11 protein-coding genes are annotated in these 12,535 nt (G+C 68.8%); 3 read left to right on the forward strand and 8 right to left on the reverse strand.

Annotated elements, in window-relative coordinates; all coding sequences use genetic code 11:
- Nucleotides 1-54: 54 nt before the first annotated feature.
- The gene (locus test1122_RS05215) at nt 55-513 is read right to left on the reverse strand and encodes a peroxiredoxin (RefSeq protein ID WP_232267974.1); all 459 of its coding nucleotides are present in this window, start codon (nt 511-513) and stop codon (nt 55-57) included.
- 137 nt (nt 514-650) lie between these two features.
- Entirely contained in the window at nt 651-1,091 is a 441-nt protein-coding gene (locus test1122_RS05220) for a DUF3052 domain-containing protein (protein WP_232267975.1), read from the reverse strand.
- Nucleotides 1,092-1,522: 431 nt separating this feature from the next.
- Here test1122_RS05220 and aceE point away from each other — a divergent pair, with 431 nt between their 5' ends.
- Nucleotides 1,523-4,255 carry a pyruvate dehydrogenase (acetyl-transferring), homodimeric type gene (gene aceE / locus test1122_RS05225; protein WP_232267976.1) on the forward strand — a complete coding sequence of 911 codons (2,733 nt, stop codon included), beginning with the start codon at nt 1,523-1,525 and terminating at the stop codon, nt 4,253-4,255.
- 289 nt (nt 4,256-4,544) lie between these two features.
- On the opposite strand, the gene test1122_RS05230 is transcribed toward aceE, so the two are convergent.
- From test1122_RS05230 to test1122_RS05250, 5 genes are all read right to left on the reverse strand, one after another.
- The gene (locus test1122_RS05230) at nt 4,545-5,222 is read right to left on the reverse strand and encodes a response regulator (RefSeq protein WP_232267977.1); all 678 of its coding nucleotides are present in this window, start codon (nt 5,220-5,222) and stop codon (nt 4,545-4,547) included.
- Nucleotides 5,219-6,466 (reverse strand): sensor histidine kinase, encoded by a 1,248-nt coding sequence (locus tag test1122_RS05235; RefSeq protein WP_232267978.1) that lies wholly within the window; start codon nt 6,464-6,466, stop codon nt 5,219-5,221. The genes test1122_RS05230 and test1122_RS05235 overlap by 4 nt, the downstream gene beginning before the upstream one ends.
- 26 nt (nt 6,467-6,492) lie before the next feature.
- Nucleotides 6,493-7,407: a DUF4429 domain-containing protein gene (locus test1122_RS05240; protein WP_232267979.1), complete on the reverse strand. Its 915-nt coding sequence runs from the start codon at nt 7,405-7,407 to the stop codon at nt 6,493-6,495.
- 56 nt (nt 7,408-7,463) lie between these two features.
- A complete protein-coding gene (locus test1122_RS05245; RefSeq protein WP_422396932.1) occupies nt 7,464-8,681 on the reverse strand; it encodes an alpha/beta hydrolase in 1,218 nt (405 codons plus the stop codon).
- Between the two features lie 107 nt (nt 8,682-8,788).
- Nucleotides 8,789-9,499: a TetR/AcrR family transcriptional regulator gene (locus test1122_RS05250; protein ID WP_479685731.1), complete on the reverse strand. Its 711-nt coding sequence runs from the start codon at nt 9,497-9,499 to the stop codon at nt 8,789-8,791.
- 76 nt (nt 9,500-9,575) lie between these two features.
- Between test1122_RS05250 and test1122_RS05255 the strand changes: the two genes are divergently transcribed.
- Together test1122_RS05255 and test1122_RS05260 are read left to right on the forward strand one after the other, a co-directional pair.
- On the forward strand, nt 9,576-11,177 hold the full coding sequence (locus test1122_RS05255) for an MFS transporter (RefSeq protein WP_232267981.1): 1,602 nt from the start codon (nt 9,576-9,578) through the stop codon (nt 11,175-11,177).
- A 146-nt stretch (nt 11,178-11,323) separates the two neighbouring features.
- Nucleotides 11,324-11,704, forward strand: a complete 381-nt coding sequence (locus test1122_RS05260) for a peptidase inhibitor family I36 protein (RefSeq protein WP_232267982.1) — start codon at nt 11,324-11,326, stop codon at nt 11,702-11,704.
- Here the strand turns inward: test1122_RS05260 and test1122_RS05265 are convergent.
- Nucleotides 11,635-12,447, reverse strand: coding sequence for a potassium channel family protein (locus test1122_RS05265; RefSeq protein ID WP_232267983.1), 813 nt, complete (start codon nt 12,445-12,447; stop codon nt 11,635-11,637). The genes test1122_RS05260 and test1122_RS05265 overlap by 70 nt on opposite strands.
- Nucleotides 12,448-12,535: the final 88 nt, after the last annotated feature.

Raw genomic sequence — 12,535 nt, forward strand, 5'->3', positions numbered from 1 at the left:
GATGCCTGTGAAAGCAACGAGCCGATCCTGTGATCGGTTCCCCCGGTCACCGACCTACAGGCCCTTCAGGGCCTGCGCGTAGTCGTTCAGGTCGCGGGCGTCGGGCAGCCCGTTGACAACGGTCCAGCGCACCACGCCCTCCTTGTCGATGACGAAGGTGCCGCGCACCGCACACCCCTTCTCCTCATCGAAGACCCCATAGGCGCGGGAGACCTCGCCGTGCGGCCAGAAGTCCGACAGCAGCGGGTACTGAAGGTTCTCCTGCTCGGCGAATACGCGCAGCGAGAACGGGGCGTCGTTGGAGACCGCGAGCAGCTGTACATCGTCGTTGACGAACGTGGGGAGCTCATCGCGCAGGGCGCAGAGCTCCCCGGTGCACACGCCGGTGAAGGCGAAGGGGTAGAAGAGCAGGACGACGTTCTTCGCACCGCGGTAGTCGGAGAGCTTGACGGCTTCGCCGTGCTGGTTCTTCAGCTCAAAGTCCGGAGCCTTGGTGCCGACCTCGATCGCCATGGACTGGAATCCCTCCACTAGGGGGCACAGGGTGATGGGCCCACCCTATGCCCCGGCGGACAGCCGGAAGATAGCGAGCCCCCGGCGGCATGGGACCGCACGGGGGCTCGTCGTTTAACTGGTGTGGTGGCCCGGGCTCAGCCCTTGCCGGTGCGGCTGGCCTTCGGCGTGACCAAGCGGCTGCCAGTCCAGTCCTTGCCCGCGTTGAGGGGCTTGGTCTGCTGCAGTCCCGCGGTCTGCGCCGCCTCGCCGATCTCGCTGGCCTCGACATAGCCTTCACGGCCTGTCTTGGGGGTCATCAGCCAGATCGGGGATCCATCCTCGACCAACGAGATGGCGTCCACCAGCGCGTCCGTCAGATCGCCGTCTTCCTCGCGGAACCACAGCACCACGGCGTCGGCCAGATCGTCGTACTCCTCGTCGACGAGCTCCGTGCCCGTGATGGCCTCGATTCCCTCGCGAAGTGCCTGCTCGGTGTCGTCGTCGTAGCCGAGCTCCTGGACCACCTGTCCGGGCTGGAAACCCAGCCTTGCGGCGGGGTTGGTCCGCTCCTCCGCGTGGTCCGCGGTCGCGCTCACGGATTGCCTCCTGTCATGTTTCGAAAGTTATGGGGTGTCCTCACGTACGTGAGGTACTTGGCCGTAGTCCACACGGGCCGGGCGGATCGCGCAAGTACCCAGCCGTCTGGACCGCCCAAACGTTGACGTCTCGCCCCACAAGGCACATGTCATGGTGATACACGACACAGGCATCCGCTGGTCCCGCCTTTCCTGGGATTCCGGTGGGGCCACGGACGGTGGAGGGGGCCGAACGGCCGTACGCGGAGCATGGCCGACGTAAGCGTAAGGTTGCGATTTGGCCGACTCAAGCGTCCGGCCGCGCTCGCTCCGACCCCGGATATCGGACGCCGCTGCGGTTACCCCTCAGTAGAGATGACGTAAGCGCGCCAGCGGTACACGATGGGAGTCGGCGCGACACCAAAAGCAATACCGAGCAGCGAAGGAACAGCGTGGCTTCCGGATCCGATCGCAACCCGATCATCATTGGCGGCCTTCCCAGCCAGGTCCCGGACTTCGATCCCGAAGAGACCCAGGAATGGCTCGACTCGCTCGACGCAGCAGTCGACGAGCGGGGCCGGGAACGTGCCCGCTATCTGATGCTTCGCCTCATCGAGCGCGCCCGCGAGAAGCGGGTTGCCGTTCCGGAGATGCGCAGCACGGACTACGTCAACACCATCGCGACCAAGGACGAGCCGTTCTTCCCGGGCAACGAGGAGATCGAGCGCAAGATCCTTAACGCGACCCGCTGGAACGCGGCCGTGATGGTCTCCCGCGCACAGCGCCCGGGTATCGGGGTCGGCGGCCATATCGCCACCTTCGCCTCCTCCGCCTCGCTGTATGACGTGGGCTTCAATCACTTCTTCCGGGGCAAGGACGAGGGCGACGGCGGCGACCAGGTCTTCTTCCAGGGGCACGCCTCCCCCGGCATCTACGCCCGTGCCTTCCTGCTGGACCGTCTGGGCGAGGCCCATCTCGATGGCTTCCGCCAGGAGAAGTCAAAGGCTCCCAACGGTCTGTCCAGCTACCCGCACCCGCGGCTGATGCCGGACTTCTGGGAGTTCCCGACCGTCTCCATGGGCCTCGGCCCGATCGGCGCCATCTACCAGGCCCGGATGAACCGGTATATGGAGGCCCGTGACATCGCCGACACCTCCAAGTCGCATGTGTGGGCGTTCCTCGGCGACGGCGAAATGGACGAGCCGGAGTCGCTTGGCCAGCTCTCCCTCGCCGCCCGTGAGGGGCTGGACAACCTCACCTTCGTCGTCAACTGCAACCTCCAGCGGCTCGACGGCCCGGTGCGCGGCAACGGCAAGATCATGCAGGAGCTGGAGTCGTACTTCCGCGGCGCCGGCTGGAATGTGATCAAGCTGGTCTGGGACCGCTCCTGGGACCCGCTGCTGGCGCAGGACCGCGACGGCGTGCTGGTCAACAAGCTCAACACCACCCCCGACGGTCAGTTCCAGACGTACGCCACCGAGACCGGTGCGTACATCCGTGACCACTTCTTCGGCGGCGACCACCGGCTGCGCGCCATGGTCGAGAACATGACCGACGAGCAAATCCTCCACCTGGGCCGTGGCGGTCACGACCACCGCAAGGTGTACGCGGCGTACAAGGCGGCCAAGGAGCACAAGGGCCAGCCCACCGTGATCCTGGCGCAGACCGTCAAGGGCTGGACGCTCGGCCCGAACTTCGAGGGCCGCAACGCCACTCACCAGATGAAGAAGCTGACGGTCGAGGACCTCAAGCGCTTCCGTGACCGGCTGCACCTGCCGATCCCGGACAAGGATCTCGAGGAGGGCCCGCCCCCGTACTACCACCCGGGCCGGGACACCGAAGAGATCCAGTACATGCACGACCGCCGCAAGGAGCTGGGCGGCTATGTGCCCACCCGCGTGGACCGGTCGAAGCCGCTGAACCTCCCTGAGGACAAGACCTACGCGGCGGTCAAGAAGGGCTCCGGACAGCAGCAGATCGCCACCACCATGGCCTTCGTGCGGCTGCTGAAGGACCTCATGCGGGACAAGGAGATCGGCAAGCGCTTTGTGCTGATCGCCCCCGATGAGTACCGCACCTTCGGAATGGACTCCTTCTTCCCGTCGGCGAAGATCTACAACCCGCTGGGTCAGCTGTATGAGTCGGTGGACCGTGAGCTGCTGCTGGCTTACAAGGAGTCGCCGAACGGGCAGATGCTGCACGACGGCATCTCCGAGGCGGGCTGCACCGCCTCGCTGATCGCGGCCGGATCGGCGTACGCCACGCATGGCGAGCCGCTGATCCCGATCTACGTCTTCTACTCGATGTTCGGCTTCCAGCGCACCGGCGACCAGTTCTGGCAGATGGGCGACCAGCTCGCCCGCGGCTTCGTACTGGGCGCCACCGCGGGGCGTACCACCCTGACGGGTGAGGGCCTGCAGCACGCGGACGGCCACTCGCAGCTGCTCGCCTCGACCAACCCGGCCTGTGTCGCCTATGACCCGGCCTTCGGCTTCGAGATCGCGCACATCGTGAGGGACGGCCTGCGGAGGATGTACGGCGAGAACGCCGAGGACATCTTCTACTACCTGACCGTCTACAACGAGCCGATCCAGCAGCCCGCCGAGCCCGAGAACGTCGACGTCGAGGGCATCCTCCAGGGTCTGCACCGCTATCAGCCGGGCGAGAACGGGGCCATCCCCGCGCAGATCCTCGCCTCCGGTGTGGCGGTGCCGTGGGCCGTGGAGGCCCAGCGGATCCTCGCGGAGGAGTGGAACGTCAAGGCGGACATCTGGTCTGCGACCTCCTGGAACGAGCTGCGGCGCGAGGCGGTCGAGGTGGAGAAGCACAACCTTCTGCACCCGGAGGAGGAGCAGCGCGTGCCGTACGTCACGCGGAAGCTCCAGGGCGCCGAGGGTCCGGTCCTCGCCGTCTCGGACTGGATGCGCTCTGTTCCGGACCAGATCGCCCGGTGGGTGCCCGGCACCTACCAGTCGCTGGGTGCGGACGGCTTCGGCTTCGCGGATACGCGTGGGGCGGCCCGCCGCTTCTTCCACATCGACGCGCAGTCGATCGTCCTCGGTGTGCTCACGGAGCTCGCCAAGGAGGGCAAGATCGACCGCTCGGCGCTGAAGCAGGCCGTCGACCGCTATCAGCTCCTCGACGTCACCGCCGCGGACCCCGGCGCCGCCGGGGGCGACGCGTAGGGCTTCCCCCCTCTCCCGGCCCCTTCCCTTTCCCAGCTGTGGGGGGCGCCGGGAGAGGGGGCCCCGATCCGGGCCCTTCCGGCTGTACCGATGTGCGGCTCCGGTGACCTGGTGGTGCCCACAACAGGCGTGAGGGGGTGGGGAGGGGTGGGTTGTTCCGGACGCTTGCCCGTGATTTGTGGGCCGACACAGGCTCAACCAGGCTACTGCACTTCGCCGCGTGTCGGCCCGTAAATCATGGGTCCGGAACGTTCCACCCCGGACCACCCCCGACCCACCCACGACCGGACTAGTGGTCACCGGGGGTGACCAGCCCGGACTCGTAGGCGAAGACCACCGCTTGGGCGCGGTCGCGTAGGTCGAGTTTGGTGAGCATCCGGCTGACATGCGTCTTGACCGTCTGTTCGGCCAGGACAAGGGTCTGGGCGATCTCGCTGTTGGACTGGCCGCGGGCGACCAGGCTCAGTACCTCGGTCTCCCGTTCGGTGAGCCCGTTCAGCCGGAGCGCGGGCTTTTTGCGGGTGGCGGGCCGCTGCTGGGCGAAGTCGGCGATGAGGCGGCGGGTGACGGAGGGAGCGAGCAGCGCCTCACCGGCGGCCACGACCCGTACGGCCGCGATCAGATCGCTGGGCGGTGCGTCCTTGAGCAGGAAACCGCTGGCGCCCGCGCGCAGGGCCTCGTAGACGTAGTCATCGACGTCGAAGGTGGTGAGCATCAGCACCTTTGGGCGGTGTGTGACACCGGGTGGCGGGTCCAGGAGGCGGCGGGCGGCCTCCAGGCCGTCCATCTGCGGCATCCGGACGTCCATCAGGACGACATCGGGGTGGGTACGGCGGCTGAGCTCCACGCCCTGTGCTCCGTCGGGGGCCTCGCCGACCACATCGATGTCGCTCTGCGCCGCGAGGAGCGCGGCGAATCCGGCGCGCACCATGGCCTGATCGTCGACGATGATCACGCGGGTGGTCATAGGGCGGTGGAGTCCTTCCCGTCCGGGGGAGTGAGGGGCAGCTGAGCGGCGACCTTGAAGCCACCGTCCGGCAGCGGGCCGGTATCGAGGGTGCCGTCGACGAGGCGGACACGTTCGCGCATACCGACCAGACCATGGCCGGTGCCGGTGCTCTCCAGCGGAGCGGAGGGAGTGGCGGAGGCGGCGTTGACAACGAGGACGGTCAGGTTCGTCTCGTTCGCGGAGACCGAGACCCGGGTGTCCGCGCCGGGGGCGTGCCGCACCACATTGGCCAGCGCCTCCTGCACGATGCGGTACGCGGACAGGCCCACGGCCGGGGAGAGTCGTCGCGGCAGTTCGTCGGCTGCGTCAAGGGTGAGTTCGACGGGGACCCCGGCCCGTACGGTCGCGTCGACCAGCTGGCCAATCTGTGCCAGGCCGGGCTGCGGCACGCGCTCACCCTGGGTCTCCTCGCTGCGCAGCACCCCCAGCAGGCGGCGCATCTCGCTGAGGGACTCCCGGGCGGTGGCGGCGATGGTGCCGAATTCCTCCTCGGCCGCCTTGGGGAGACCGCCGATCCGGTACGGGGCGCTGTCGGCCTGCACCGTGATCACGGACATATGGTGGGCGACGACATCGTGCAGCTCACGGGCGATACGGGTGCGCTCCTCCAGCAGGGTGCGGCGGGCCCGCTCGGCTTCGCTGATGGTTTCCTGCTCGGCGAGCCTGCGCTGGGCCTCGGCCCGTTCCCGTATCACCGCACCGAGAAACAGCACCACACCGCTGAGCACAATCAGCAGCACATTGGTGCCCTCGCTGCGCTCGGGGGCGATCACCCCCAGGCCCAGCCCGGAAACCACCGTGGCCAGCCAGGTTCCCAGCAGCACCGTACGCCGTTCGCGCAGTGCCACGGCCAGGCACAGCGGCAGATACCCGACGATGACCATGGGGGTCCACGGCCAGGGCCGGTCCGGGTGGAACTCGACGCTGAGCAGCGCCAGCGCGCCGATCACATCGGCGGTGAAGATGACGGACCAGGCCAGCAGCGGGCGGGTGACGGCGAGCAGCAGCGGCGCGGTCTGGGCCACGGCCAGCGCGCCCGCGATACCACCGCTCAGCCCGTAGTCCTGGGAAAGGACGTGGAGGGTGACGGGCAGCAGGACGGCGATGAGGATGAGCGCCACGCCGTACGGCAGCACCCGCACCCAGCGGCGCGGGGAGGCGGAGAGCAGGGGCGAAGGGGATGAAGGGAATGAAGGGGGCATCGGATGATCAGCCTAGAGGCCGCGGCTCAGAGTTCCGCGAGGAGTTCCGCCTTCTTCGCGGAGAACTCCTCCTCCGTGAGCAGCCCGGCCTCATGCAGCTCGCCCAGATGCCGGATGCGCTCGGCGATATCGGCTGGGTCAGCGCGTCCCGGCCGCACCGACGACCCCGTACGGCCCCGGCCCGGATGCGCGCCGGACGCCGACGACGGCTCCAGGGCCGGGACCGGCTCGGCGGCCCGTACCGCCTCCAGCAGCGCGGCGGCCAGCGGCAGCGACTCATGGACCAGGCCGTAGCCCAGCCCGAAGACGACCGAGGCAGGATCCTGGTCAGCCTCGCCCGGCACGTCCGGGGGCTCGACGCCGCGCCGCAGCAGCCGCAGATGGCCGTTGAACACCTCTGGCGAGCGCCACTCGACGCCCTCCAGCTCGCTCACCCGGAAGGTCTGGTCCCCCGCCTTCCACTTCGCCGAGGAGGCGCCCGTCCAGAACCACCGGAAGCTGACCGATGTGCCGTCGAAGGCGACCTTCCCGTCGTACGCCTTGAACTGCAGGGGCGGCGCCGGGGCGGCCACCAGATGGCGCTCGGCGGGTTTCTCCGCGCCCGGGCCGAGCGCGCCGCGCAGCTCGGTGGCGTAGTAGTCGGCCAGGGTCCCGCGCTCGGCGGGCAGCACCAGCCGATAGGGGTCGCTGTGGTCCTTGAGCTGCCCGTCAGCCGCTTCCAGCAGCGGATCGGCGCCCGGCCGTGGCAGCGCACGCAGCACCACGGTGCCGCGCCTGCTCCCCGGCGTCAGCTCGACTCCGCTCAGCGCCTCGTACGGAATACGCCGCTCGCGGAGCACATGGAACAGCTTCGGTGTGCGGATCCCCCGTTCGAAGCGGATGAGCACGGAGTCGGTGTCGAACTCCCAGGTGGAGTGAATTCCGGCCAGTACGTCACCCATGCGGCCCATCGTATGCGGCGGCTGCCCGCCCGTCCCCCTCTGCTGCGCTACGCGCGTTACTGCCGCTCCGCGGAGCCGTAAGCGCCGGTTCCGATCGCCGCCAGATTCGCCAGGCTGCGCGTGTGCGGTTCGAAGTAGCCGGTGTGTCCGGAGGCGCCATGGGTGGTCAGCCGCTCGGCGCCGAAGCCCGCGGACACCGGGTCGGCGCCGTGGCCGAGCCCGCCGAGCTGCATATGGGGAACATCCGCGATCCAGTCGCCCTTGGCCCGCATGGCCCACACCTGGGCGTCGGTGCCCAGATCCGCTGCCCTGTCGGCCCCCATGCCAGGGCTGCCCGTCACCGCTATGTCGGTCACCCGCTCGGGCGTGTCGGAGCCGGCCATGCCACAGACCACTGAGCCGTAGCTGTGGCACATCAGCGCCACCGAGGAGTCCCCGGGCAGCGCGCCGAGCAGGGAGTTGAGCCGCTGTGCGCCGTCCCTGGCGAGGTCGCCGGTGGCGGCGTCCATGCCGACACCACGCGGCGCGGTGTAGTCGGCCCAGGCGATGGTGGCGGTACGGACCGTGGGGTCGGTGGCCCGCTCCTGACGGTGGAGCGACCGGGCCATACCGACCGGGGCGCTGTACTTCTTCGTGGTCCGCTCGAAGTTCAGCACCTCGGTGTCGACGCCGGGAACCACGACCGATACCCGCTCTGCCCGCACCAGATCCCCGAAGACCTCGGCGACCCGGCCGCGCCCGGAGGGGTCGAAGGCGAGGATCTGCCGTCCGTCCCCCAGCAGCGACTTGTAGCGGTTCATCCGGCGGCCCGCGTCCTGCTGCCCGGCCTCGGTCAGCCGGTCGTCGTCCTTGCGTTCCCGCTCAATGCCGATGGCCTCGGTCAGCGCGAAGCGGTTGGCGCGGTAGCGCAGCCGTACCGGGGCGCCGTTGAGGTTGCCGACGATCAGGGGATGGCGTTTGGCGAGCCGGTCTCGCTGGGCCTGGGTCAGCGAGCCGAAGAACCGGCTGATTTCCTGTGGCCCGGCGTTGGCGGCGGGCAGCTCACGCCCGGCGATGGAGCCGGCCCGCCAGGCCGTCAGTGCGGCGGCGCGGGCGCCGGGCTCGCCCTGACTGTGGACAGCGGTCCATCCCGTGGTCGCCAACAGCACGAGCACCACCACGAGGGTGAGCAGTATGCGCCAGGCGGTGGAGCCGGTCAGCTCGGTCTCGGACAGAGCAGTCTCGGACAGAGCGGTGCCGGGCAGGGGCGTACCGAAGTTTGGGAATGAATTCACTAGAGCCACACCATAGGAGACGCTGTCGGGCATGTGCTGGAGCCGTGAGCCGTCTCACTCTTCACGGCGGGCAAAACTCGCTATACGGCCATAAGCGTGAGGACGGGTCACCTTGTGGAGTCGTCGGCGGAGCGCGCGCAGGAGCCCGCGTGGGAGCCCGCGTACCAGTCGGCGACAAGGGCCGGACCGAGCTGGTCCAGATACTCGTGGGTGCGCCGCCGGGCTCCCTCGATGCTCAGGTCCTCGCTCAGCCCCCAGCGGTGCATGGCCACCCGCATCACCGCGGAGAACGCCGCGACCAGCACCCGGGGCCGTGGATCGGCGTTCACGTCCACGCCCGCCCGTTCGGCGATCGCGACGGACAGCCGCTCCTCCAGCTCCATGGAACGCCGCAGATGTACGGCCACCAGGGCGGGGGTGGTCTCGATGACCTGCCACATCCGCAGATGCAGCTCCAGTGGAACGACCTCCTGGATGGCCTCGCCGATGGTGTCCCAGCCATCGTCGAGCGCGCCGCGCAGCGCCGTCATCGGGGCCTCATGCTCGGGACGTTCCAGAACGGCGGTGAAGTAGCGCTCCTGGACCATCTCCTGGATGGCGAAGGCGGCCTCTTCCTTGTTGGCGAAGTAGCGGAAGAAGGTGCGCTGGGAGACGTCCACTTCGGCGGCGATCTCATCGACGGGGGTCTGTTCGTATCCCTGGGACACGAAGAGCTCATGCGCCGCGCGGATCAGCGCGTCCCGGGTGCGCTGCTTCTTGCGTTCGCGCAGTCCGGCCAACCGGGGCCACCTCCTGGCTGTGTTCGTGCTGCTCACCATACCTGTGAGTTATCTGACAGCCGCTGACAGAGAATTGAATAGCAAACTGTCAGAGGCTGACATTACGCTCACCGCTATGAGTTCTCAGACCGCCCCGGTCGCCGACAGCGCGCCGGAGCCACAGACGCCGGACTCGCGGAACGGACTGCGGGGCCACCCCTGGCTCACCCTCGTCGCCGTCGCCATCGGCGTGATGATGGTCGCCCTCGACGGCACCATCGTGGCCGTCGCCAACCCCGCCATCCAGCGGGACCTTGGCGCTTCGCTCGCCGACGTCCAGTGGATCACCAATGGCTATCTGCTCGCCCTCGCCGTCGCCCTGATCACGGCGGGCAAGCTCGGAGACCGCTTCGGCCACCGGCAGACCTTCCTCATCGGTGTCGTCGGCTTCGCCGCCGCCTCCGCCGCCATCGGCCTCTCCGGCAGCGTGACGCTGGTCATCGCCTTCCGGGTGCTGCAGGGCCTCTTCGGCGCGCTGCTGATGCCGGCCGCGCTCGGCCTGCTGCGGGCCACCTTCCCGGCCGCGAAGCTGAATATGGCGATTGGCATCTGGGGCGCGGTCATCGGCGCTTCCACCGCCGCCGGGCCCATCGTCGGCGGACTGCTCGTCGAGCATGTCAGCTGGCAGTCCGTCTTCTTCGTCAATGTCCCCGTCGGTCTGCTGGCGCTGGTGCTGGGACTGGTGATCCTGGTCGATCACCGGGCCGAGAACGCCGCCAAGTCCTTCGACCTCCTCGGTATCGCCCTGCTGTCCGGTGCGATGTTCTGTCTGATCTGGGCACTCATCAAGGCACCCGAGTGGGGCTGGGGTGACACCAGGACCCTCGCCTTCCTCGGCTGCGCGCTCATTGGCTTCCTGCTCTTCGTGGCCTGGGAGGGCAAGGCGCGCGAACCGCTGCTCCCGCTTGCCATGTTCCGCTCGGTGCCCTTGTCGGCAGGCACCGTTCTGATGGTGCTGATGGCCTTCGGCTTTATGGGCGGGCTCTTCTTCGTCACGTTCTATCTGCAGAACGTGCATGGCATGAGCCCGGTGGACAGCGGGCTGCATCTGCTGCCGCTCACCGCCATGATGATCGTTTCCTCGCCGCTGGCCGGTGCGGTGATCACCAGGGTAGGCCCGCGGATACCGCTGGTCACCGCGATGGTTCTCACCGCGATCGCGATGTTCGGCATGTCCTCGCTGGAGCCGGGGACCGGCACCGCCGAGATGTCGCTGTGGTTCGCGCTGCTCGGCCTCGGCCTCGCCCCGGTGATGGTCGGTGCCACCGAGGTGATCGTCGGCAATGCCCCGCTGGAGCACGCCGGGGTCGCGGGCGGCCTGCAGCAGGCCGCTATGCAGGTCGGCGGCAGCCTCGGCACGGCCGTCCTGGGCGCCGTGATGGCCTCCCGGGTGGGCAGCACGCTGCCGGAGAAGTGGAGCGCGGCACAGCTGCCGCCGCTACGGGGCGAGGACGGTGAGCGGCTGCGTGGCGCCGCCGAGGTCGGTATCGCCCCGCCCGCTCCCCAGGGCACCCCGGAGCCGGTGGCCGAGGCCATGACCAGGGCGGTGCATGACTCGTTCATCTCCGGCATGGGGCTCGCCTTCACCATCGCCGGGATCGTCGCGCTGATCGCGGCGGGCGTCGCACTGTTCACCAAGCCGGGGCAGAACGCTTCGGGGCCTTCGGTGCACGTGTGAGCTGTGGACGGCCCAGCCGTTGTGGACAACTCGGCCACCTATCCCGGTGAAACGGCCGGTCTGCCCTTGGCAGGCCGGCCGTCTGGCGTCGAGCCTGGTCCTGCGCGTATCGCGTCGCGTCGCACCGACACGGGGGAGTGATCCAGATGCGAAAGTTCTCTGCTGCCTTTTCTACTGCCTTCTCTGCTGCCCTGGCAGTTGCCATCCTGCTGGCGGTTTCCGCCACACGGGCCCATGCCGCGCCCCGACTGGGGGAGTGCGCGGTCGGGGAGCTGTGTCTGTGGCAGCACCGCGGCTTTCACGGAGAGCGGTATACGTACGAGCTGCTGGACACCGGCATGGAGAGTTGTGTGACGCTGCCGGAGAGCGCCGGAGCCGTGGCTCTCGCCAACCGCACCGGGCGGCCCGTCACGGTCTACCAGAGCGCGGTGTGTGAGGAGACGGGCGAATTTCACACCTACCCATCGGGAGCGTGGGCTCCCGAATCCTCATACGCGGTGCGCGGCTTCAAGGTGTGGGAGCGGTGACCGTCCGGCTGCCCGGCCGACAGCAGGGCCACCTGTGCGCGCAGCTCCCGGACCTCCGAGGTCAGCTCGGCGAGGGCAGCCCTGTGCTGCTCGGCCCCGGCGTCGTCGTGCTCGAAGCGGGCGATGAACCAGGTGGCGATGTTCGCGGTGACCGTGCCGAGCAGCGCGATGCCCGAGAGCATCAGCCCGACGGCCAGCACCCGGCCCGGGCCGGTGGTCGGCGCGGTATCGCCGTAGCCGACCGTGGTCATGGTGGTGAAGGACCACCACACCGCGTCGCCGAGGGTTTGGATGGTGGCGTCCGGGGAGTCACGCTCGACCTCCAGCACGGCCAACGAGCCGAACATCAGCAGACCGGCGCAGGAGCCCGCGACATAGGTGGTGAGCCGTACCTGAGAGGCCATCCGGGCGCGCTGTCCGGCCAGCAGCAGGGCGGAGACCAGCCGCAGCAGCCGCAACGGCTGGAGTATGGGAAGCAGCACGGCGAGCAGCGACAGCGGGTTGCTGCGGATGAACGCCCAGCGCCGCTCGGCCAGCGTCAGCCGCACCGCGTAATCCACACCGAAGGCCAGCCAGACCGCCCACTCGACGCCCAAACAGAGCTGACGAAGTACTGGTCCGGCGTCGCTGGCCACGACGGGGATGGCGTAGGCCACCCCGAAGAGCACCGCCAGCACCATCAGTGGCGTCTGCGTGCGCCGCTCCCACCGCCGCCGGACCTGCTCATTTCCCATGCCCCGCATCGTAGGGGCGGAGTTCCTTCCCCTAACCCTCCCCTTCCCGAAAACCGGGGGCTTCGCCCCCAGACCCCCACAGTGTTGTGGGCACTCT

Origin of the sequence: Streptomyces gobiensis (genome assembly GCF_021216675.1) — a bacterium.
Classification (GTDB): domain Bacteria; phylum Actinomycetota; class Actinomycetes; order Streptomycetales; family Streptomycetaceae; genus Streptomyces; species Streptomyces gobiensis.

Excerpts from the sequence above, each read along its gene's own strand:
- test1122_RS05265 (WP_232267983.1), bottom strand. The coding sequence starts at position 12,447 with ATGCGGGGCATGGGAAATGAGCAGGTCCGGCGGCGGTGGGAGCGGCGC.
- test1122_RS05250 (WP_479685731.1), bottom strand. The coding sequence starts at position 9,499 with ATGGTGAGCAGCACGAACACAGCCAGGAGGTGGCCCCGGTTGGCCGGA.
- test1122_RS05260 (WP_232267982.1), top strand. The coding sequence starts at position 11,324 with ATGCGAAAGTTCTCTGCTGCCTTTTCTACTGCCTTCTCTGCTGCCCTG.
- test1122_RS05255 (WP_232267981.1), top strand. The coding sequence starts at position 9,576 with ATGAGTTCTCAGACCGCCCCGGTCGCCGACAGCGCGCCGGAGCCACAG.
- test1122_RS05235 (WP_232267978.1), bottom strand. The coding sequence starts at position 6,466 with ATGCCCCCTTCATTCCCTTCATCCCCTTCGCCCCTGCTCTCCGCCTCC.
- test1122_RS05215 (WP_232267974.1), bottom strand. The coding sequence starts at position 513 with ATGGCGATCGAGGTCGGCACCAAGGCTCCGGACTTTGAGCTGAAGAAC.
- test1122_RS05230 (WP_232267977.1), bottom strand. The coding sequence starts at position 5,222 with ATGACCACCCGCGTGATCATCGTCGACGATCAGGCCATGGTGCGCGCC.
- test1122_RS05240 (WP_232267979.1), bottom strand. The coding sequence starts at position 7,407 with ATGGGTGACGTACTGGCCGGAATTCACTCCACCTGGGAGTTCGACACC.